Source organism: Amycolatopsis sp. NPDC003865 (assembly GCF_053605345.1).
The window spans coordinates 692,337-713,886 of sequence record NZ_JBSGJA010000001.1; the positions used below are offsets into that span (position 1 = coordinate 692,337).

A 21,550-nucleotide genomic window follows, 5' to 3' on the forward strand; every position below is an offset into this window, starting at 1 on the left:
TCTCGGGAGGTGGCATGTCAGTCGACCAAGCCGCCCAAATCGATGTCCAGCGCGGAGAAGTCGTCCGGGCGCGTGCTGCGTACCCGGGTTGTGACGGTGCGGGTGACCCCGAGAAAGAAGTCGGAGAGCCGGTGGACCTCGTCGGCGCGCGCGACCGGGATGTCGGGGTTGTCAACGAATCTCCGCAGAACCCGGTAGGCGGCGGCGCCTGCCTCGGCGCCGACCGCTACAGCGAGCCGCAACGCGCTACCGCCCGGACCGTCGAGCAGCGCACGCAACGACTCTTGCCAGCCTTCGTCGGTGGGCTCCCCGTCGGACACCAAAACCAAGGTGGGCTTGTGGGCCGTCGGGGGGACTGATTTCTCGTCTATGAGCAGCTCGGCCACGGCAGCGAACCCAGCCCCCATGGGAGTACCTCCAACCGCCGACAGATCGATCCATTCAGCCCTGGCGGCAGGCCCGACCGGGTAATGCACCCGGGCTCCGGCTCCGCCGAACACGACCGCGCCGAAGGTCACCTCGGTATCGCTCGAGTCCGAGGTGGCGAGCGTCCGTAGCATGGTCCGAATCGCCGTGTTCAGTGTCTCTATCTTGTTCTCTTGAGCCATGCTCCCGCTGCCATCCGCCAGGACGATGACCGGCAGTTGACGCGGCTCCTCCACATCGAACGGCACGAACCCCTCGCTGCTCGCGGTCACGGTGCAAAACCCCCAATTGATCCGATGGACAGAGTGCAGAACAGACCAGAATCCTGCACCCGAGGCCGATTGACAAGCGGCCGATCGGGTGATCCCCCTCGGGCCGGCGCTGCGGATTGGACGCGCGACGACACAGGACCATACCGGAGCAACACTCGACCCCGACGCTGCGGGGGCTGCCTTTGAGACGCGAACTGCGGAGCATTCAGGACGAATTGTGACTATTGTTCAACAATGGCTTACAATGACAATTGTACTTTCCGGTAGACGCAATGCGGGATCGCCACACCGACAATGGTCGAAATTAGACGAAATCCTTGGCCTGGAGGTGGCCGAGCCCGTAGACGAAGGGATCGGCGCATTGGCCGCCTACGGGCGGTGCTCGACGGAGGACAACCAAGACCCGGAGACCTCTCGCGGCTGGCAGTTTGGGAACGCGCGGAAGTTCGTCGAGCCACTGGGCGGCCGGATCGTGGCGGAGTTCTTCGATGTCGGCCAATCGCGCTCGGTGCCGTGGGATCGCCGTACCGAGGCGTCGCAGTTGCTCGCCCAACTGAAGAACCCGCGTCGCGGCTGGGATGCTCTGGTCGTCGGTGAAGGCACCCGGTGTTGGTTCGGCAATCAGTTCTCGCTCATTGCTCCACGGTTCGCGGCTTACGGCGTGGACCTGTGGGTGCCGGAGTTGGGCGGGAAGTTCGATCCGCGGAACCCGTCGCACAAGATGCTGATGAGCGTGCTCGGCGGCATGAGCGAGTCGGAACGGCAGCATGTTCAGGCTCGCGTGCGGGCCGCGATGGACGCTCAGGTGGTCAATGAGGGACGACACCAGGGCGGCCGGGCGCCGTACGGGTATGTCGTCGTGGACGGCGGACCGCACCCGAACCCGCGAAAGGCAGCAGAGGGGTTCCGGTTGCGCCTGCTCGCCCCTGACGACTCGGCCGCCGAGGTCGTGCGTCGCATCTTCGCCGAATACCTCGCCGGCAACGGAGACCGGGCGATTGCGAACGGACTGAACCGCGACGGCATTCCCTGCCCGTCGGCGCGGCGGCCGGACCAGAACCGACACCGCCTCGCCGACGGCTGGCAGGGCAGCACCGTGCGCTCGATTCTGGAGAACCCGCGCTACACCGGGTTCGCGTTCTTCGGGCGGTGGGCGCGGCAAGAGATGCTGCTTGATCCTGACGACGTGGCAGCCGGAAACGTCGTCCGGTTCCGTCGCGCCAAGCCGGATCGGGTGGTTCGTTCCCGTAAGCCTGCACATCCCGAGATCGTGTCTGTCCAGGACTTCACGCAAACGCAGTTGATGCGGCGAGCCAAGGCGGCCGGCGGTCTACGGACTGCGCGCAAGACTGAACGCGCCGGACGGACAGTCAAGCACGCATACCTGTTCCGCGGACTCATTCGCTGCGCTGCCTGCGGACGGAAGATGGAAGGCAGCCCACGAAAGCACGGCATGTACTACCGCTGCCCGGCCCGGACGCTCACGCCCGGCTCACCAGCCTTGCTCACGCACCCACCGACGATCTACCTCAAGGAAGAGCCGCTGCGGGATGCGTTGAACGAGTGGATCGGCAGCCTGTTCGACCGGCAGAACATCGCGCGGACCGTCGAACAACTGGTTCAGGCTCAGCCGACACCGCGGGTAGCGGACGACGGGCCCGCACGGAAGCAACTGGAGGATGCGGAAGCCAGGCTGCAGCGGTTCCAGAACGCCATCTCCGCGGGCGTGGACCCGTCGGCCGTTGTCGAGGGCATCAACCGGGCGCAAGCCGATCGTGCGGCTGCTCAGGCGGAACTGATGGCGGCCAACGAGCCTGCCGGGCTCGGCGAGGCCGAGGTCTACGCAATGATCGACTCGCTCGGCAACATCGGAGCGGCGCTGGCCGACGGTCAGCCTGGCCGGCTGGCTCAGCTGTACCGCGACTTGCGGCTTGACCTGCGGTTCGACCACGAAAAAGAGGCCGTCGACGTGACGGCCTCTCCGCGGGTGAATAATGCGTGTGTCCGAGGACGATCTTGCTCACTATCTACACGGCTACTCCTCGACTAAGCACTGACCCTGATCTCACCCCCCTCTTTCCCTGGGCCGAGAGAGAGCACACCGCCCTCGCGGGGCACCGGTCTTGACTTCGCGCTATTCCGCCAAAACCTAACCAGCCTGAACGGTGAACTTCCAGATCGGCAACTTCCGATCGGTACCACGGTCCCAGTAGTTCGCCGGTATGAGCGCGGATAGCGAGCCAGGTTCGGGCTCGTGGCGCAGCTTGCGGACCTCCCCGGCTTCAGTAAGAGTAGCTTCATTGTACGCATGAGAGTACATCGAACTCAATGAGCCAACCATGGCGAAGCCTTGCTGGAAAATGTCTTGCGATAATTCCTCGTCACTTGATTCCGGCGGCTCGAACACATAATCGATCCTAACCACCCGACCATCTTTGATCACCGGCCGCTCTTCGACCGGCCAGCCACCATGGAGCATGAGAAACCAAGCGACTCGCCTCTCCTCAGGATCAGTCAGCACAGCTCCAGCAGCAGATACTTCAGTGGCCCCGACAACAAAACGATACTCGTTCCGGTCTCCAAAGTCGCGGTGGTCTTGATGACCGGATCTCGCAATCAGGGAGAGCACAAGAGGCGGCGTAGTTCCGATCTCCGCATCACCCAAGATTCCAAGTTCATTCTTCTTCATTGCGGTCTCGAAGTTCAACCGCAATGTCTTTGCCCCTCTGGCGACCAGCACTGCGGGGTCAACAAGCGTCCAGCGATTCCAGCCAGACCAGTAGTGAGCTAGCAGCAGACGCGCACCAGTCAGCTTTGAGTAGTCAAGCAGAGGCTGCAAATCCATCAAGCGCATTTGCCAGGGCTTTCCAGAGTCCACCGAACTTACACCCTTTACCTCAACCAGGACGTGTTCACCACCGCAGGTCACGATTCGAAAATCTGGCGGCCTCAAATCCCCGCCCCCATCGTCAAAGAAATACAGACCAGCATCCTCTTCTTTGATCAATCGGACATATCCCAAACACACGACCATCGCCTCGAAAAGTCCCTGGACACGCCAGCCATGCAGTCTACTTGGGTTGTTTAGCGAAGCGTCGAGCTCGTCGCGAATCAGCGAATGGAACTCCTCGCGGCGAGCGACGTCCTGAAGCGAGCCGCTTGCATCAGGTTGTCGCAAATCCAACCGCGAGAACAGGTCCATAACTTCCAATCCCGCGGAGATTTTTCGTCCTGGTCGTAGAACCACAGGCACATCACCTTTCCTAGAGGTCAACCACACGATCGCCGCACCTCATTGACAACACAACTCCAGACAAATCTCGCGATAGTCGCCCACCCAAGTTCGTCTTTGCGACACCTCCCGAACCTCGGTGTACATGCAGCCGTCGCGGTTCCTTATCTGCAGGCACTACGCTACCCCCGGAACGCCAGATTGCGTGGCGAATTTCGTGACATCGGTTCCGCAGCGTGCGCGGGCGATCCTTCCATCTGTGCGTGAGATGCGGTGACACAGTCGGTCACCTGAGCGACTTTTGTCAACTCAGCGACGGCGGGCGCGGCGCGCGCATCCTCCTCGGATGCATTGCGCGGCGCGCGCCGGCGACAGCCCGTCCAGCCCGGTCGAACATGACCAGCAGTTCAGCGCGGGCAGGATCGGCGCCGAGCCGGGCGCGTGCGTGCGTTGGCGGTATGCAGGGCCGTGGTACATCGCCGGTCGCACTCGTCTCCGTGGACGACGCAACGTCTCGCCGCGACCCGTGCAGACGTTTTCGGCTACACCTATGTCGACGACCCGAATGACCACCGACAGTCATTTTCCCACCTGCCGACCGAACGAGGCATTTCGGCCATGCCGTCAGCCGCCATGCCGGCCCCACTCTGCATCGAACGCTTGAAGTTCACGTCTAGCCAGCCGATCTTCCAAGATCAACTTGGTGCGACCACGAATTTCGAATCAGAAATCGTTTGCCATGTTCGAACTTCGAAGCTTCGCCGACCACTTCGAGCAAGTGGCCTGTTCGGCCGGTTATTCTTTCACCTAACTCTAGAAGAGATACCTCGTACGGTGGATTGACGCAGACCTGTGGCGAGCAGACCCTCGAAGAGCCGTTCTATGTCAAACATAAAAGTAGCATCTCCGGAAAGAGGTCCGATTATGACTCCGCCTCAGGGGGAACAAGAGGAACGCCGTGTGCGCTCCTACCCCGCCGCCCTGGACGACGCCGTCCGAGATCTTGTTCTCAACAACCGCGAGGAACTGATCAAAAGAGTAGAGCCAAACGAGGAAGTTCAAAGACATTTGATTGAGATTAATCAGAGAATCGAGGCTATTCGCGCATCAGATCCCAGCGTCGTCGCAGCTTGGGGGTTAGCCTGCGGTGCTGGCTGTAAGGTGCAATCCGGCGGCGGTATTGCCGCTCGCGCGCCAATTCAGAATCCAGTAATTGAAAGCTAGGGATAGGAGAAAGAATGCTTTCAGAGGAGGTTGAAGGAAGGATTCAACAGTCGTCACCATTAACCTTAGAACACTTCCGCCGTCGAGTCTCTCAAGTACATCTCATTCAAGTCGATGACGAAGCATATCTGATCGACAAGGCTTCAGTGTCTGTATGGCCAGCCTATGGTGAATCCAGTCATATACTCGCATATCTTCTGCAGGCAGCACGTGAACTGTCAGTGGAGGCACCAGACTGGGAGAATCTATGCTCTGTACTGAGCGGGATCTTGGACAGGCCTAGCGCCTTTCCGACGTCCTTTACATTCCTGGAGCCGTATGTCGACGACGAAAGTGAAGCAACCTCCTCTCTAGCAACGCTCCCAAAGTTGGCGATAAACGTCGCTAACGACTGCAATCTATCCTGTACGTATTGCTACGCCAATGAAGGCTTATACGGTTCAGCAAAAGGGCTATTGAGCCCCGAAGACGCGTCCAACATGACAGCGCGCTTTATTAAGGAGTATGACAGAATCGATGAGATTCAGTTCATGGGCGGCGAACCAACCATGAACTTGCCTGCCATGCTGGCTGTTGCCGAAACATTTTCCAGAGCGATTGATGATGGCACTTTATCCCACCATCCAACTTATCGACTGGTAACCAATGGACTGAAATTCTCGAATACCTTCGTCCAGTTTTGCAAAAAATACGACGTTGAATTGACAATAAGTCTTGATGGTCCTCAGGAGATTCATGATGCCGCCCGATCCCGAAAGAACGGCGCTGGCAGCTACGCTCTGGTACGACGAAGTATCGAAGTTGCCGCCCAGAAACAAATCAAGTTTGGATTCGAGCCGACATTTTCACGGCTACACCTGCAGCAAGGAATGTCTCTCTCAACTCTTTGCCAGTGGTTCCACGAAGAATTTGGGATCTCCATCCTGCACGCACCTCCAATGTCGACCAATAGACACATCGACCCTTCTAGCGATATTGGCTTAAGCAACGAGGAAAAGATTCACCAATACTGTTCAGTCACCGAGTGGGGGATCAAGAACCTCTTAGAGAGAGGGCAGGTTCTACTGCACGATTATACGGCAAGGATCCTAGTCTCACTTTCCGCAAGGCGTGGAAATCTAAGTCTTTGTCCAGCAGGCACCAGTCAACTCGCGCTATCCACAAGCGGCAACATTTCTCCATGCTGGATGTTTACCGACGAGGACGAATATTCGTTGGGAACAGTCTGGAAAGACGGCGCCATACTCGACGATCACGCATACCAGAGGCTGCGCCGTCTTAACGAACTTGAGTTACACGCTCATCCACTCTGTAAAGCCTGTGCCATTCAGCCTCTATGCTTTGGCTGCAAAGGTGCAGACTATCATGAATCCGGAACTACAACCGGAAAGCCAAATTGCGATTACATGCGAGCAATGGTTGCAACCTGCATATCGACCGTATTCAGATATACAACAGATCCAAGAAATCCCGGTGGGTTAGCAGCGACCAACGGTACCTTTGGTGAACAAGTCTGGCCCGATATGATCCCATCCTTCCAGGCAACTAAACCGACAACTAAACCTGGACTGGTCTTTCTGGACATGCCTACATTCCGTCGATCATGAGCGAGCTGATAGGACAAGTCGATATACGTAACTCTGTTCGATCATTGGCATCGCTCGCAGGATGTCAATGGCGTCAGATACGGACAATTTCCAAACTCGCCCACCAGGCGCTCTCCTCAAGCGAGCACAACAACAGGCAAGTCTACCCGTCTGGCCTCACCCGCGACCTGCGCGGGTTTGAAGTTTCATTAAAGGTCGATCCAGTGCGTGGGACAGCACTACGATTTGTGATTGATCCGTTCGCTTGGATTACCAGACTCCAATCAAGCCAAGAAATTGCAGTTAAGTTCGCGGAATTATGGGGTAATACCGCAGTTGACGACGTCGCAATGATTACCGAAAAATATGAGGCCGACGTCGAATTCTCAGGCAATTTTCGGATTTGGCTGGGAGCGGACGTCACCAGCAATGGCAACGCTACGGGAAAGATTTATCTAAATCCGTGGATGGCCGACCAATCGAGCGGAGTCTATGGCATACATAAACTCCTTTACGACTCCAAAGCTGCCACTGGATATCTAAGCATGTTCAGCAATACACTGGATATATGCGGTCCATTTACACCAAGCATAGTTGGATTAAACTTCGACCGAGACGGCATTAGGCTCACAAAATGTTATGTCGTACTCAACAGAGTTTCAACTGACAGCCTACTCCGATTCGCAACCGGCCGGTCTAGCTTAATAAGACGAGTCCTTTGCCTCGCTCGCCATTTTGAGGAGAACGAAGGGCAGGTTCATCTGACCTTTTCGTGGAGTCGAGACAGGTCGGATCCGACGCTAGCATATCAATTTCCGACGTCACCTTGGCTTGAATCACGACAATCTCGATACTCTGCCTCATTTGACCTTTTTTACAGTGACGGAATAGCGCTAGAGACGAGCGCCTTCAACGGATTCGAAGTTAGCTTTGTAGGTGCAGGAGAATCCGCGAGCTACCTATACGGCACAAGCGCAAGTACGTCACAGTAAGCACCTCGGGCGACAGCAAGTAGACCACACTCACTTTGGTCGATGTCATCTCACTCAGGATATCGTCCGTAGCAGTGCCCCATCTAGGCTCACCGCTCCGCCCGCCGCTCAGGAAAGGTCACCTGGGTTAGTTAGCGGCTCGCTAACTAATTTTGTTATGTCTCGCCGAGAGCTGTCCAGGATCTTCAACTTGCGGTCAATGCCAAGGTCGACTCGACATGCCGCGACAAACTTCTCACGCGCGTCGACTACATCTTCCGCGAGTCCCCAAAACATTCGCACTTTACCCTCACCTCCGCCAGCACGAAGCGAAACCGCCATCGGCTGATCTAGCCAATACCAAATCTGGTATGCCGCATCGACGCAGCGCCGACTTGCAATTAAGTCAAGGTTCGCAAGTGCGTCAAGAAGCTCCTGCCGTCTTTGAGCAGCATTGGTAAATGCCTCTGTTATCCCCAGAACGTCACGTTCACCGTCCTCTGCGTCGAGACTTTTCGCTTGCTCAAAGTATGCAAGGGAACAGGCAGAAGTAGCTTCGAGCACCCGCGACATAGTGCGCAAGGCTGAGTCACGTCGCCACTGCTGGACCTGGCTTGTGCGCGACAGTCGGGCAGTCAGGATGACCGCGACGAGGCTGAATACCGCCGCCGCCACGGCCGCGAGAGATGAGATCCAACTTGGCATGAGTAGATCTTGCGCCTTGTTGGAGCGCACGCTTTGACCGACACGCGGGTCGGTTCTGCACTAACCGTGCTCCGCAGCGTGACCGCTTCAGGCTTCCCTTGGGGATTTCCCGCCGCGAGGGCGGAGCTGGACGCGGACACCTGGAGTGGGCGGTAGATTCTGCCGTAGGAGACGCGCCGTTCAGCTCGGCGACCGCGCGCACCGTCAGTCCACTGTCCTACTGGGCAACGACGGTCGACTCGTCCAAGTGCCGCTTGCCGCCCTGTCCGGGTCTTCGGTACATCGGCGCCGAGCCGGCGCAGCGATGCGCCAGCCCAGCTCAACGAGGGGTCGAATTCGCCGACCAGCTTGACCATCGGCGTGCCAGCACGCCATGCGGCCAATAGCCGAGCGTTCCGTTCAGCTCGCTCTTCGTCGGCCGGGGTCATTGCAGACACGCTCTCCGGTCACTAGCCGCGGACGCTCGGCCGCAGACCTGGCGGTGCAGCCGCCCTTGGTTGTACTCATCGCTCTCCTTCCGTGTCGTGAGGCCGTGGGCGGCACTTGGTTCGTGTTAGGTGTTGGTGGATCAGCCGTCACTATCCCTGTCGCGGTCCGTCACGCCGTCACGCGTGCTGTGACAGCGACGAATGCTGCTTGACCTGCGGAAACGCCACTCGTGACGGTTGTGACGCCCCTGCTCAAAGCCGTCACAACCGTCACCACAGGCCTCCGCGCGGGGCTTCGAGTCGTCGGCAGAACGCTCGTCACAACTTATCGGGTAGCCGGAGAGCCGTGCGCAGCGCGATGACGAGTTCGGCGGCTATGCTCGCGACCTTGTCGAGCGCCTTTGTGTGCTCAGTCAGCCGGTCGAGCCCAAGCGTCGTGAGGCGGGGTTGTACGCGACGTCCTTCGGTCCGGGCCTCCACGTATCAAGCGGCGCGCAGCCGCTCGACGTGTGGCGCAAACTTCCGCTCGCTCAGACGCAATACACCCTGGACAGCCACATCGTCGCACCAGCGCGTGTCGGCCAGCAGGCACGCGATGAACAGCCGCGCTGGCAGAAGCAGCAGCGAGTCCAGCTCGCGTTGGAAGGCTGGCACGATAGGTCGCGGGCTTGACGTCATTGCTCGATCACCGGCAGATGCGCGCTGTCCAGGCCGGGGGAACAGCGGAGACAGGCCACGCAGGGCATCCCGACCGGACGCTCCAGCAACTCAAGCTCGCCAGGCCCGAACGCAGCGCCGCAGTAGGCGGTCAGCCGCTCTGGCGTGGTCTCCTCCGCCGAGACCGGGAACACGTGAACGACGCGGCGAGACTCGCCAACCGCGCCGGGCAACGGGCGCGCGATGATCAGGCGGACGGTCATCGGGCGACTCGCCGGGCGTGGTGATCGGCGGGAACGGGCGCGGTCGGGGTGCCGCCCGTTCCCGCCGACGTAGTGGTCCGGCCGCCCTGCTCGGGAATGAGCCGCACGCGTTGAGGCGGGCGCGGCGGCAGGGCGGCCGGAGTCTGGAGGCGGCCAAACAGGCGACGCCAGCGCGACGGCATCCTGTGGCCCGTTCGTTCGAGCGCTGGCGGGGTCGAGCGAAGCCGGACCAGCACGTTGCACGTGCCGCATCGACGGCCCGGAGGCACCAGGCAGGAGTCGAACAGCACTTCGCAGCCGCACAGCGAGTGGTAGCGACCCGTCTGGCGTGTGATGCCCTCGGCAAGATCTTCGTCGGTGACGGCGTGGTCCAGGTTGTCGGCCACGCTGCGGTGCCAGGTCACGTACAAGCGCGAAGGCCGCGAGCCGCTTTCGCCGCTGGTCACGTTCGCTCCCCTGGTCGCCGGATATGTTGAAATCATCCAATCCGGAGGACCCGCCTACGCCCAGAGCGCAAACGTCGATGTTTCGTGGCGGAGATGTGGCGGGCACCGGATCTACCAGGTGATATGCCTGCTAGGCTGTGATCACTGTCAGCAGGGCGAGGTGTTCGGATGGTCAGCGTTCGTCGGCGCGAGGAGCTTGTTTCAGCTCGCAAGGCGGCCGGGCTGACTCAGGAGAAGCTCGCCGAAGTGATGTGCGTCGACCGATCAACCGTCATCCGGTGGGAAGCCGGCGAGTACTCGCCCCTGCCCTACCAGTGGCCGAAGCTGGCCAAGGTGCTCGGCCGCTCCGCCGACGAGCTGCGCGAGCTGATCGGCCTGCGCCTGAAAGCACCGTTGCTTCGGTCGAGCCTTGAACCCGCGTTCGACTGGCTCGATCGCCACGTCGGGTGGCCCCCAGGGACTACGCGCACGCGAGTCGCAGCGGCCGCGCCGACGAGGTCGCATGGTGGAGCAGCGGCCCGACGAAGTCTCGTGGCTGAGACCCTGGCGAGCTACTACAGCGATTCGGTTCCTGGTCACGCGCAGTACGCCGCGCGATGCGGGCCGGTTCGGGTAGCGACCAGCGTCCTGACACGGCCGGAGTGGCTGGACTTGGCTTGCCCCTTGACCTTTGAGGGTGACCAGCTGGCATTGTCGGCCGACAGCGAGGCGTCGCGCGAGCAGGTTGACACAGCCGCCGCGGTTAGCAGGCTGGCTGAAGCCGCAAACAATGACGTCCGTATCGCTGACGTGCCGCTCTACCGGCTCACGGAGGTGCAGGTACGGCCGGGGACGGTCGGCGGCAAGGTCAGCGTGGTGCCCTTCGTCGAGTACGCGCTTGGCGTTGACCTTCTCGAACGCGAGCTACACGAGAGCCTGGCCGCCGGTCGCAACCGGATGCCGCTCCGGGACCGGTACCTGCCCGATCTTCCTACCGTGCTCGACCTTCAAGAACGGCTTTGCGCCGGCGGAGTCCTCGCCTTGACGGCGATCGCCCGACCAGCCGACCCCTTCCGCGGTGAGGCGGACTACCTCCTGTTGATCCAGGAGCGGTCGGGACACGTGCTGAACGCTGCGCGCAGGCTGGCCGTGATCCCGAAGAGCTTCCACGCACCTCTTGCCAACCACCGTGCCGACGCGCGGATCGGTGCCACGTTGCGACGCGAACTGGAAGAGGAACTGTTCGGACGGCTCGACGTCGACCGAACGACCGGAACGCAGCGCGCCGCCGACCCGATGCACCCGAGCAGGCTGTCTGCTCCGATGCGTTGGCTGAGCGAGCAGCCTGGCCGGCTGCGGATGGAGTGCACGGCGTTCGGGTTCAACCTGGTCAGCGGCAACTACGAGTTCGCCAGCCTGGTCGTGATCGAGGATGAGGAGTTCTGGCCGCGGTTCGGTGGCGATGTCGAAGCGAACTGGGAGGCGGCCGGACTGCGACAGTACTCGACGCTCGATGGTGACTTGATCAGCGAGCTGATCGGCGACGAAACCTGGAGCAATGAGGGGTTGTTCGCATTTCTCCAGGGCTTGCGTCGGCTCGCCGAGATCGGCGGCGAGCGGGTGAGAATTCCCGTCGTCGAATTAGGTTGCTGACGGCCAGCGGACGGTGAGGACCACCGAATCAGCCAATGCTTCCCAGGAATGGTCGACTCCTGGACCCCACATCACGTAATCGCCCTGCCGATTCATGGTCTTGCCACCGCCGGTGACCTCGACGCGGAATTCCCCGGAGACGAGCATCACCAGTGTGGTCCGTTGGTCGTCGGACGTCCACTCAGGACGTTTGTCGCCCGCAGGGTGGTTGGCCCACTTGACTTCCACGTCCTTGGAGGCGCGGACACCCTGCGACGGGTCGATGAAGTGGCCGACCAGCCAGCCGCGCGTGTCGGCCGCGTCGTCGTTGGCGTTGCCGGCGGTCCAACCGTCGTTCACTGGCTGATCTCCCATTCGATCTCGGGCAGTTTCACACGCTCTCCGCCGATTTGCGCAAGGCGTCTGAGTCCTTGCGCCATGGCGAACAATCCTTCGTTGCTCCACGCTACATCACCTAGTAACTCGGTGACGAGTTCGGCGTCGGTAGTCGAATACTGACGAAGAGTCGCGGATTCCCAGTTTGCTTCCACCACTCCGCCGTAGCGTGCCCAGAATTCTTCGTCGTCGATGACGATCAGGCTGGCAAACTCGTAGTTCCCGCTGACGAGGTTCAGGCCGAACCCGGTGCACTCCATCCGCAGGCGGCCGGGCTCCGCCATGAGCCAGCTCATCGGCTCGGTGAGCTTGGTCGGGTGCAGCGGGTCGGCCGCCAACATGTCGCCCAGCGTGTTGTCGATGTCCGGGCGGCCGAACAGCTCCTCTTCCATCTCGCGGCGGAGCGTCATGCCGACCTGGGCGTCCCGGCGGACATCGGTGAGCGGCTGGTGGAAGCCCTTCGGGATCACCGCGAGCCGGCGCGCGGCGTTGAGTACGTGGCCGGACCGCTCCTGGACCAGGAGCAGGTAGTCCGCCTCGCCGCGGTACGGGTCGGCAGGTCGGGCGATCGCGGTGAGCGCGAGCACGCCACCTGCACACAAACGGTCGCCGACGTCGAGCACCGACGGGAGATCCGGCAAGTAGCGGTCTCGGAGCGGCATGGCGTTCGAGCCGGCGGCCACGGCGTCCACCAGCTCGCCTTCGAGCAAGTCGACCGTCAGCGCGTAGTGCACGAACTGGGACATCCCGAACGTTCCGCCGAGCTGGTGTTCACGGATGTCCGTGCTCGTCAGCCGGTAGATCGGGCTGTCCGTCAGCCGGGTGTTCATGGACAGCGTCTCGGCGAGTCGCTGAACAGCGCGGCTGGCGGCGTGGTCGTCCAGGTCCAAGTCGGCTTCGGGCTGCGCGCTCGGAACGCGGAACCGGTCGTGCGGGGGCCGCAGTTCACAGTTCAGGTCCAGCCAGTCTGCGCAGGTCAGGACGCTGGTGTTCATGGCCAGCTCGCCATACTGCGCGGTGTACAGGCCGTGGTCGTCGAGCCGGTTGCCGTAGTAGGTGGCCAGCGCTTCCGCGACGTCGCGCTGGCTGAACCAACCGCGGCGCGTCCCGCGGTCATGGAGGTCTTGAACGTCGACGCTCGCGACGCGCTCGACGACGGCGCGGCGCGCGGTGCCGGGCGTCCAGTGGGCGTGCCGGTCGAGCCATTCGAGAGCCGCGCCGATGTGGGGGTCCGCAGCGAGTCGCCGGTCAGCCTCCGTCGTGTCGACGGCCGGCGCCTCACCGATCAGCTCGGCGAAGCGGGCGCGCTCGGCCTCCGATGCCCGTTCATAGGCGGTGTCCAGGACCTGTTGCATCTCCGACTGCGGCCGGAGATCCGGCTTCTTGTGCCACGAGGCCACCGTGCGCGCGCTGATTCCGAGGTGTTCGGCGAACCGCTCTTGGCTGAGCCGTAATGCCGACTGCAATGCGACCGCTGTTCGCCCCGTCCATCCCCCGGCCGGACTCATTGCGCTCCCGAATGTCGCTGATCTGCGGTGGTTGTGCAGTGGTGCTGCGGTGCTTGTGCATGGGCTGCGAAGCCGTTCCGGCCTTGAATTAGAGGCATGGAAAACACCTCACTCACCAAGTCGCTAACCCTTCGGCTTCACGTGCTCGACCACGGTCGCGAGGCTCGTTTGGACGTCCTCCAGCCGGTCGGTGATCTCCGCCAGGCGCTGTTCGAGCGCGTCCAGCCGGGACCACAGTTCGTGGCCGTCGTCGGCGGGCTCGTCCGGGTGCGGCGGCGTGCGGTTTTGCAGCACGGCCAGCAGATGTCGCGGGTGCCAGCCCAGAGTCGCGGACAGGGCTTCGAGCGTCCGCGCGCTTCGTCGGCGCTCCACCGTGTGATGCTGGAGCTCGCGCACGATCGCCTGCGACACGTGCGATCGCTCGGCCAGCTCGCGTTGTCGCCAGCCGAGTTCGTTCACGCGCATGTTGATCGCCTTGGCGACTGCCGCCCAGTCCTCCGTCACGTATTCCTCCGCGCTCCGCCTCAGCGCCGAGATTAGCGGTTCATCGAGCTTTCTCCGCGCCGAATAGCGCATTGCCTGCGGCGCGTCGGACAAACACGTCCGACGAAGAGCTGAAATCAACAACATAGTCTTGAAATCATCAGATTGGTTCTCTCATGAACGCCAAAAAGACCTTTCACACCATTCCCGAGTCCGCGTGGATTCTCGGCGTCTCCCGCAACACCGTCAGCCGGGCGATCCGGACCGGCATGCTCCGCGCCACCCTGTGCCGCTCCGGGCCGCGCGTGTCGTCCGCCGAGCTGGCCAAGGCACTTCAGGACGGAGGTGCGGCATGGAAGCCGACGACCTCTGGCTGATCGGCATCGCATGGCGGCTCGATCGATTGCGGTGGATGCCCACTGATGTCCTGCGCGACGTCGTGACCAGCGACGGAGCCTGCATGACGCCGTCGGAGGCCGGTCCGCCGGACGCTTGCGATGACCGCGAGTTCGCCAAGCTGTTGTGCGGCGGCTGCCCGGTCCAGGACGAGTGCCTTGAACTGGAGCTTCGGACGGCTGGCGCCGACACGGTCGGCGTCTGGGGCGCGATGACCGACGACGATCGGCGAGCGCTACGCCCGCACTGGCTGCGTCGCGGCGAGCGAGGTGCACGATGAACGCACTCACCGTGACGCCCACGCAGATTCTCGCCGGGGTCGGCGTGCTGCTCGTGCTGTTCTGGGTCTGGCGGGCCGGTGCTCGCCGGGCGAAGGCCGCCGCCGAAGCTGCTCGGAGCGGCGCCCGGCTCGTGTCGCTGGTCGGGCGTGTGCTGTTCAATGCCGGGCTGATCGTTGCTGTCCAGTGGGTGGTGATCGCTCACCCAGGTAGCCCGTGGCTGCTGCTCGCTGTGCTCGGGCTTCCCGCGCTGTTCGCGTCCTACGCGCTGACTCGCGCCATGACCGTGACCACCGTCGACACGTCGAAGCGGGGTGGTCGGCGATGAACCGGGCGCAACGGCTCGCACAGGACGCGGCCGAAGCCGCAGAGGTGCGGGCTTACCAGACCGATCCGGACGTCGTCGCGCTGCGGATCGAGCGCGTCTGGCGGCAAGTCGATTGGATGTGCTGGTCCGGGATCGTGCTCGGGCTGGCCTTCACGATGACCAACGTGCAGGGCTTCGCGTCGGCCGGGACGCGGCCGGGGTCACTGCCGTGGCTGGCTGCGTGGGTGCTGGACCCGACCGTCTCGCTCGTCCTGCTGGCGATCCTGCGGGCGGAGCAGGTCACCGCGCGGTACCAGGTCAAGACGGGCGCGTGGGTGCGGCGGGCGAAGTGGTTCACGCTCGCTGCCACCTACGTCATGAACACCTGGACCTCGTTCGCGGCCGGGGAAGCCGCCTCGATCGTGCTGCATTCGGTGCCGCCGCTCGTCGTGTTCGTCGCCGTCGAGGCGATCACCGACCTTCGGGACAAGCTGACCGATGCCGCACTGGTAGCTGCTGAACGGCGTCCCGTTCAGCAGGAGACCGGCGGGCGGCGAGTGCTGTTCGCCGACTACCTCGCCATTGCTCGGGAGATCTGGACGCCGGACGTCGAGATCACGCCGGCGTGGGTGCGGCGGGCAACCGGCTGCTCGCGTGGCCTGTCGCCCCGGCTGGCGCGGGCGCTGCGGGCGGAGGTGGCCCATGACTGACTCGCTGCCGGTCAAGGCCGATCCCGTGCTCGACGGCGAACTGATTGACGACACGTTGCCGCAGCCGCGCCCGCGCGCACCGAAGAGGAGTCGCTTCGTGACGTGGTGGCTGCACTCGCCGCGAGTCCCGTTGTGGCTCAAGAGCAAGCCTCAGGCGAGGCAAGCGCTCAAGGATGCCGTGGTGTGGCTGATCCTCTCGCCGTTGCGGTTCCTCGGTGCGGTTGTACGTGGCGTCGTGGTCGGCGCGCGGTGGTGGCGCGGTTGGGTGACCGTCCGGGACTACCGGACGGCCGCCGAGGAGTCCGAGAAGCTTGCCGACAAGTTCACCGAGATTCGGGCGCTGACGTTGTTCCGGTGGAAGGTCACCGGTGCCGTGGTGGTCGTAACGGCTGTGGCTGTCGCCATCGTCGATCTCGTGTACGGAACCGGTCCTTTGTGGATCGGCGGCGCCGCTGCCTCAGTGGCGCTCGCGATCCTCGGGCGAAGGAAGGACGGAAGTCCCGGTCGCAAGCCAGCGCTCGCCGGACCGCGGACGTTGACCTGGACGATGGACCCGCAGGTCCTGGTTGACGCGTTCCGCGACGCGAAGCTGATCGGCAAGGACGAGACGTTGAGGCTCGTCGAGCGTGCGACACGCGTCGGAGACGGCTGGGCGGTCACCGTCGATCTTCCCGCCACCCGCAAGGCGGCCGACGTGGTGAAGAACCGGGACGCGCTCGCGTCGGCGCTTGCCGTCGATGAGGTACAGCTCATCGTGGAGCGTGTCCGGGGCAACGGCGGCCATGCCGGTCGGGTGTCGATGTGGGTGGCAGACGAAGACCCGTACAGCTCGCCACCGTTGCGGACGCCGCTGCTCGGCGTGACGCAGTGGGACGCGTGGCGGCCGATCCCGTTCGGACGGGACGCGCGAGACCGGCGGATCGACCTTCCGCTGGTGTGGACGTCGCTGCTGGTCGGTGCAATTCCACGGCAGGGTAAGACCTTTGCCGCCCGGCTGGCGGCGGCCGGGCTCATCCTGGATGCGTGGGTGCGACTGTACGTCGCGGACTTCAAGGCCGGGAAAGACTGGGACGCAGCCAGCCTGGTGGCTCACCGATTCATGTCCGGAGACGAGCCCGAACATGTCCTGGCCCTGGTGGACTGGCTGATTGAGCTGGTCGGCGAGGTTCAGACGCGGTTCCGGCGGATGCGCGACCTGGACGACCTGACGTGCCCGGAGTCGAAGGTCACGCCGGAGATGTCCCGCGACAAGGCGCTGGACATGCCGATTACAGCGATCTTCATCGATGAGGTCCAAGTCCCCTTGGAAGACCGCACACCCGTTGACGTTCAAGGAAAGAAGCTTCCCGCAGGTGAGTACGTCGGCGAGCTGCTGACATGGCTGGCGAAGAAGGGACCAGCCGCGGGGATCGTGCTCGTGCTCGCCACGCAACGGCCGGACTCCAAGACGATCCCGTCCGGGCTGCGGGCCGTGCTCGGGTCGCGGTTCGCGCTTCGGGTGATGGACTGGCGCGACTCGAACATCGTGCTCGGCGAGCAGATGAACACGCGTGGGTTCGACTCGTCCCGGCTGCTGCCCTCGCACAAGGGCGTCGGCATCCTGCGGCCGGACGGCGACACGGCGGCCGGCGCCGACATGCTGGCAATGACGGTCCGCACCTACTACATGCCGAACGAGGACTGGAGGACCATCTGCGAGCAGGGGCGGGCCCTGCGCGAGGCGGCCGGGACCTTGACCGGGCACGCGGCCGGGGAGAACACCACGCCGGTGCTCGACCACGCTGCGGCGGTCAAGGCAATCGGTGCAAGTCATCCCGTTGACGCGGTTCCGTCGCCGGGCGAGCTGCCTGAACTCCTCGCATCGCTCGTCGAGTATCTGGGCGACGACCTTGGCCCGGATGGCAGGGAGTTCGTGCCCACGGCTGAGCTGCTGGGCGCCCTGGAGATCGACCGGAAGACGTTCGCGCAAGAGATGACCGACCTGGGATGCCGGCCGACGCGAGACCGCGTGACCAGCGAAGACGGCGAGGTTCGGCAGGTACGCGGGTACTTGACGGCTGAAATCAGGAGCGCCATCAGCCGAGTAACTACTGACACCGGCGCGACCGGTGAGGACGGCCGACCATGAGCGCCGCCCGTTCCGAAGAGCCGCAGATCCGAGTTATCCTACCTGCGGGATTGCCTGAGCTGACGCCTGCCGTCGCGCGTGCACTGCTGGCTGTTCTGATCGAGGTTACTGAGGTGCCGGTGCTCGACGTTCCGGCGGAGGAGGTGAACCATGACAGCTGAAATCATCAGCGATCCGTGGGCAACACTGGATGACATCCTGGGCCTTGAGGTCGCCGACGTGACCGACGACGGAATCGGGAACCTGGCGGGCTACGGCCGGTGCTCGACCGAGGACAACCAGGACCCGGAGACCTCGCGCGGCTGGCAGTTCGGGAACGCGCGCAAGTTCGTCGAGCCGCTCGGTGGGCAGATCGTGGCGGAGTTCTTCGACGTCGGGCAGTCGAGGTCCGTCCCGTGGGAACGGCGGACGGAGGGCGCGCGGTTGCTCGCCGAGTTGAAGAATCCGCACCGCGGCTGGGACGCGATCGTCGTCGGGGAGGGCACGCGGTGTTGGTTCGGTAACCAGTTCTCGCTCATCGCGCCGAAGTTCGCTGCCTACGGGGTTGATCTGTGGGTGCCGGAACTGGGCGGGAAGTACGACCCGCGGAACCCGTCGCACAAGATGTTGATGAGCGTGCTTGGTGGGATGAGCGAGTCTGAGCGGCAGCACGTTCAGGCTCGCGTTCGTGCGGCGATGGACGCGCAGGTGATCAACGAAGGACGACACCAAGGCGGCCGGGCGCCGTACGGCTACGTCGTCGTCGACAGCGGTCCGCACCCGAACCCACGGAAAGCCGCGGAAGGGTTCAAACTGCGGGTGCTGGCTATTGACGAGACGACGGTGGATGTTGTGCGCCGGATCTTCGCCGAGTACCTGGACGGAAACGGCGATCGCGCGATCGCCAACCTGCTCAACCGGGACGGCATTCCCTGTCCCTCCGCGCATCGGCCGGACCAGAACCGGCACCGGCTCGCGGACGGCTGGCAAGGCAGTTCGGTGCGGGCGATCCTGGACAACCCGCGATACACCGGCTACGCGATCTTCGGGCGTTGGACGAAACATGAGACGTTGCTCGACCCGGAAGACGTCGCCGCAGGCCACGTGGTGCGATTCAAGCGCGCAGCGCCGGACCGGATCGTACGGTCGCGCGAGCAGGCGCATCCGGCGATCGTGTCCGTGGAAACCTTCACGCAGGTACAGCTTTTGCGTCGGTCTAAGTCAGCGGGCGGATTGAAGACGGCACGCAAGGCCGAGCGAGGCGCCCGGAAGACCGCGCGGTCCTACCTCCTGCGCGGACTGGTCCGATGTGGAATCTGCGGCCGGAAGATGCAGGGCGCGACGATCAGGAAGGGTGCCTACTACCGCTGCACCTCGCGGACCATGGCGCCCGGCTCGCTGAAACTGGAGGATCACCCGAAGACAGTCAACCTGCGCGAAGGCATCGTCGTCGAGGCGATCAACGGATGGCTCCATGAGCTGTTCCACCCGGACAACCGCGACCGGACGGCGGCCGCGCTACTCGGGTCGGATGGCAATCAGGCCGGCGGTGGTGCGTTGGACGCGGTGAGAAACAGGCTGGCGGACGCGGAGGCAAGGCTTCAGCGGTATCAGGCCGCCATCGCGGCAGGGGTCGAGCCCGAAGCACTCGTCGACCCGATCAACCAGGCACAGGCCGAACGAGCCACCGCGAAAGCACAGATCGAGAGTCTTCCGGCAGGCACGAGCGTGTCGACAGCTGAGGTCAACGCGAGGATTGATCAGCTCGGCGACGTCTGCGGAACGCTGGCCGATGGAACCACGGCTGGCCTGAGCCGCCTGTACCGCGCGCTGAACCTGGAGCTACGCTACGAACCAAAAGAGCTGGCCGTCTATGCGACGACCAGCCCGGGTGTAGATAGTGCGTGTGTCCGAGGGGGGACTCGATCACGGTTTGTGGTGAACTTTCCCTGCTGTGCGGGAAAATTCATAGAGCAAGTGTATCAGGCCCGCCCGACGCATCAGAGTCTGCCGTCATCACCCGGACGAGTGGATGTTCTTCTCCGGTCAGCGCGGCGAGTGCTGTCACGACCTCCAATAAGGTGGCTTTCACATACGTCGCCGTACTTGTTGTGCGTGGGGCGGTGGTGCGGGTTGCGTGGCCCGCGTAGGCCTCAGCGATCGCGTACCCGAAGTTTCGCTCGACCCATGTCAGAGTTGTATGCCTGATCCAATGTGTACTGACACCTTGCCGTTCTACCCAGGGGTGGGCGCGACCGATTCGCGACCATAATGAGTCGTAACGTCGTCGTGTGATTGGCCTGCCGTCTCGGTACCGCAGCAACTGGTCTGTCGGCGTAGCTGCCGGAAACCGTTGCTGGTGTAGGTGAAGTGCACGCATCAGGGTCGGTGACACAGGCTGCCACCGACTGGTCCCGCCCTTCTCACGGAGGAAGACCAAGCATCGGTCTCGATCCAGATCTTGGCCGCGGATACCCAGCGCTCCCCCACGTCGACACGCCGTCTCAACGTGCAGTCGCAGCAGCAAGCTGTCCAAGTAAGGGTCTGTCCCTCCACCTGCCGCCGCGGCTGTCACTTCGGCCAGCTCGCCGGGGGTGAAGGCCCTTCGCAGTGACGGCAGACGGGGCGGCTTCGTAACGTCGCGCGCCACATTCTGTTCGCGATTGATGATCCGGTCCAACTCGGCGTGTCGGTACAGACAGCGCGTCGCTGCGACGAAGTGCTCCGCCGCGCTTCTGCCGCCTCGGGAGCCACGACGCACCGCTGCGGCCGCCTGTACTTGGTGGGCCAACTCCTTGATCTCCGTCGGAGTCGGCTCGGTCAGGTATCGACTTCCCCATGCTCGCTCGAGCACGCCCCAGTACGGCTGGTATGTACGTCGTGCTCCGGAGGTCACGGCCCGTGCGACTTTCGGAATGTACTCACCGAAGGTCGGTACCGTCTCCACGAACGGCGACTCGATCAGCGCTGCCGGCGCGACCCCCAGGCTGGCGATCACCAAGCGAGCAGCAGCAACACGAGTGGGTTCGTTCACAGCTGACCCGGCCGACCCAAGTACTCGAGAACCATGGTCTCGAGTGCCCGATGCGAGTGGACGATGATCAGCTCTTGTCGCGGAAGTGCCGAAATCAGCACGGTTTCGCCTACACCGATGCCCGCCATCGTTCGAGCACGCACTGGGATGGTGACGAACCGGGTACTGCGGAGCCGTTCCACGCCCGCCGAAGATCGAGCAAGCACAACACAATCACGGCAGGCGCGGATGGCTATGCGATCAGCTGGTCGCCAGCTCAGCGAGGTCAGCAACGTCCGTGCAGAGATCCGGCCAGATCGGTCGACTCGACCGACGATGTGGTTTGTCGAGCGTTTGGCCGGCTCCGGCAACAGCGAGCCCAGGCTCAACCGTTCCGATCCCGCCGCGTGGCCGGCCGGCTTGAGTTCGAGTGCGGCAACGATTTGCTCTGCGATGACCACCTCGGGCACTGCCCTCACCAGCTCTTGGGCGTTCATTTCGCTGTCCTCCCGCGCAAACCAAGGAGCTGTA

21 protein-coding genes and 1 pseudogene are annotated in these 21,550 nt (G+C 63.1%); 11 read left to right on the forward strand and 11 right to left on the reverse strand.

Going from position 1 to position 21,550, the window contains the following annotated elements; genetic code table 11:
• Window positions 1-17: 17 nt before the first annotated feature.
• Window positions 18-698 carry a vWA domain-containing protein gene (locus ACWEVP_RS02950; protein WP_452060942.1) on the reverse strand — a complete coding sequence of 227 codons (681 nt, stop codon included), beginning with the start codon at window positions 696-698 and terminating at the stop codon, window positions 18-20.
• 328 nt (window positions 699-1,026) lie between these two features.
• Between ACWEVP_RS02950 and ACWEVP_RS02955 the strand changes: the two genes are divergently transcribed.
• On the forward strand, window positions 1,027-2,748 hold the full coding sequence (locus ACWEVP_RS02955; RefSeq protein WP_452060943.1) for a recombinase family protein: 1,722 nt from the start codon (window positions 1,027-1,029) through the stop codon (window positions 2,746-2,748).
• A 99-nt stretch (window positions 2,749-2,847) separates the two neighbouring features.
• Here the strand turns inward: ACWEVP_RS02955 and ACWEVP_RS02960 are convergent, their stop codons facing one another.
• Window positions 2,848-3,900, reverse strand: a complete 1,053-nt coding sequence (locus ACWEVP_RS02960; protein WP_452060944.1) for a hypothetical protein — start codon at window positions 3,898-3,900, stop codon at window positions 2,848-2,850.
• Window positions 3,901-4,890: 990 nt separating this feature from the next.
• On the opposite strand from ACWEVP_RS02960, the gene ACWEVP_RS02965 reads away from it, so the two are divergent.
• Window positions 4,891-5,154, forward strand: a complete 264-nt coding sequence (locus tag ACWEVP_RS02965; protein WP_452060945.1) for a hypothetical protein — start codon at window positions 4,891-4,893, stop codon at window positions 5,152-5,154.
• A 14-nt stretch (window positions 5,155-5,168) separates the two neighbouring features.
• On the forward strand, window positions 5,169-6,761 hold the full coding sequence (locus tag ACWEVP_RS02970) for a radical SAM protein (RefSeq protein WP_452060946.1): 1,593 nt from the start codon (window positions 5,169-5,171) through the stop codon (window positions 6,759-6,761).
• A gap of 1,079 nt (window positions 6,762-7,840) precedes the next feature.
• Here the strand turns inward: ACWEVP_RS02970 and ACWEVP_RS02975 are convergent.
• The 4 genes from ACWEVP_RS02975 to ACWEVP_RS02990 all read right to left on the reverse strand — a co-directional run bounded on the left by ACWEVP_RS02975 (window position 7,841) and on the right by ACWEVP_RS02990 (window position 10,210).
• Window positions 7,841-8,446 carry a hypothetical protein gene (locus ACWEVP_RS02975; RefSeq protein WP_452060947.1) on the reverse strand — a complete coding sequence of 202 codons (606 nt, stop codon included), beginning with the start codon at window positions 8,444-8,446 and terminating at the stop codon, window positions 7,841-7,843.
• A gap of 881 nt (window positions 8,447-9,327) precedes the next feature.
• Window positions 9,328-9,498 carry a hypothetical protein gene (locus ACWEVP_RS02980; protein WP_452060948.1) on the reverse strand — a complete coding sequence of 57 codons (171 nt, stop codon included), beginning with the start codon at window positions 9,496-9,498 and terminating at the stop codon, window positions 9,328-9,330.
• A gap of 20 nt (window positions 9,499-9,518) precedes the next feature.
• The gene (locus ACWEVP_RS02985; RefSeq protein WP_452060949.1) at window positions 9,519-9,764 is read right to left on the reverse strand and encodes a hypothetical protein; all 246 of its coding nucleotides are present in this window, start codon (window positions 9,762-9,764) and stop codon (window positions 9,519-9,521) included.
• Window positions 9,761-10,210 (reverse strand): hypothetical protein, encoded by a 450-nt coding sequence (locus ACWEVP_RS02990; RefSeq protein WP_452060950.1) that lies wholly within the window; start codon window positions 10,208-10,210, stop codon window positions 9,761-9,763. Before ACWEVP_RS02990 ends, ACWEVP_RS02985 begins: the two co-directional genes overlap by 4 nt.
• 249 nt (window positions 10,211-10,459) lie before the next feature.
• Between ACWEVP_RS02990 and ACWEVP_RS02995 the strand changes: the two genes are divergently transcribed.
• The gene (locus ACWEVP_RS02995; RefSeq protein WP_452061309.1) at window positions 10,460-11,842 is read left to right on the forward strand and encodes a transcriptional regulator; all 1,383 of its coding nucleotides are present in this window, start codon (window positions 10,460-10,462) and stop codon (window positions 11,840-11,842) included.
• Here ACWEVP_RS02995 and ACWEVP_RS03000 read toward each other — a convergent pair.
• From ACWEVP_RS03000 to ACWEVP_RS03010, 3 genes are all read right to left on the reverse strand, one after another.
• Window positions 11,831-12,181, reverse strand: a complete 351-nt coding sequence (locus ACWEVP_RS03000) for a signal peptidase I (protein WP_452060951.1) — start codon at window positions 12,179-12,181, stop codon at window positions 11,831-11,833. The two genes, ACWEVP_RS02995 and ACWEVP_RS03000, sit on opposite strands and share 12 nt — an antisense overlap.
• Window positions 12,178-13,725: a transcriptional regulator gene (locus ACWEVP_RS03005; protein WP_452060952.1), complete on the reverse strand. Its 1,548-nt coding sequence runs from the start codon at window positions 13,723-13,725 to the stop codon at window positions 12,178-12,180. The genes ACWEVP_RS03000 and ACWEVP_RS03005 overlap by 4 nt, the downstream gene beginning before the upstream one ends.
• A gap of 123 nt (window positions 13,726-13,848) precedes the next feature.
• Window positions 13,849-14,229, reverse strand: a complete 381-nt coding sequence (locus tag ACWEVP_RS03010; RefSeq protein WP_452060953.1) for a helix-turn-helix domain-containing protein — start codon at window positions 14,227-14,229, stop codon at window positions 13,849-13,851.
• Between the two features lie 155 nt (window positions 14,230-14,384).
• Here ACWEVP_RS03010 and ACWEVP_RS03015 point away from each other — a divergent pair, with 155 nt between their 5' ends.
• Genes ACWEVP_RS03015 through ACWEVP_RS03045 form a run of 7 tightly spaced genes read left to right on the forward strand, consistent with a single transcriptional unit; the run spans window position 14,385 to window position 20,214 of the window.
• Complete coding sequence (locus tag ACWEVP_RS03015) at window positions 14,385-14,585, forward strand: helix-turn-helix domain-containing protein (protein ID WP_452060954.1); 201 nt, start codon at window positions 14,385-14,387, stop codon at window positions 14,583-14,585.
• Window positions 14,561-14,884 (forward strand): WhiB family transcriptional regulator, encoded by a 324-nt coding sequence (locus ACWEVP_RS03020; RefSeq protein WP_452060955.1) that lies wholly within the window; start codon window positions 14,561-14,563, stop codon window positions 14,882-14,884. Before ACWEVP_RS03015 ends, ACWEVP_RS03020 begins: the two co-directional genes overlap by 25 nt.
• A complete protein-coding gene (locus ACWEVP_RS03025) occupies window positions 14,881-15,210 on the forward strand; it encodes a hypothetical protein (protein WP_452060956.1) in 330 nt (109 codons plus the stop codon). Before ACWEVP_RS03020 ends, ACWEVP_RS03025 begins: the two co-directional genes overlap by 4 nt.
• Window positions 15,207-15,899, forward strand: a complete 693-nt coding sequence (locus tag ACWEVP_RS03030) for a hypothetical protein (RefSeq protein ID WP_452060957.1) — start codon at window positions 15,207-15,209, stop codon at window positions 15,897-15,899. Before ACWEVP_RS03025 ends, ACWEVP_RS03030 begins: the two co-directional genes overlap by 4 nt.
• A complete protein-coding gene (locus ACWEVP_RS03035) occupies window positions 15,892-18,027 on the forward strand; it encodes a cell division protein FtsK (RefSeq protein WP_452060958.1) in 2,136 nt (711 codons plus the stop codon). The genes ACWEVP_RS03030 and ACWEVP_RS03035 overlap by 8 nt, the downstream gene beginning before the upstream one ends.
• Window positions 18,024-18,188: a hypothetical protein gene (locus ACWEVP_RS03040; RefSeq protein ID WP_452060959.1), complete on the forward strand. Its 165-nt coding sequence runs from the start codon at window positions 18,024-18,026 to the stop codon at window positions 18,186-18,188. Before ACWEVP_RS03035 ends, ACWEVP_RS03040 begins: the two co-directional genes overlap by 4 nt.
• Window positions 18,178-20,214, forward strand: coding sequence for a recombinase family protein (locus ACWEVP_RS03045; protein ID WP_452060960.1), 2,037 nt, complete (start codon window positions 18,178-18,180; stop codon window positions 20,212-20,214). The genes ACWEVP_RS03040 and ACWEVP_RS03045 overlap by 11 nt, the downstream gene beginning before the upstream one ends.
• Here the strand turns inward: ACWEVP_RS03045 and ACWEVP_RS03050 are convergent.
• Window positions 20,189-21,040 (reverse strand): annotated as a pseudogene (locus tag ACWEVP_RS03050) (tyrosine-type recombinase/integrase); the annotation flags it as partial. The gene ACWEVP_RS03045 and the pseudogene ACWEVP_RS03050 sit on opposite strands and share 26 nt — an antisense overlap.
• Window positions 21,037-21,516 (reverse strand): hypothetical protein, encoded by a 480-nt coding sequence (locus ACWEVP_RS03055; RefSeq protein WP_452060961.1) that lies wholly within the window; start codon window positions 21,514-21,516, stop codon window positions 21,037-21,039. The pseudogene ACWEVP_RS03050 and the gene ACWEVP_RS03055, both read right to left, overlap by 4 nt.
• Between the last annotated feature and the right edge of the window lie 34 nt (window positions 21,517-21,550).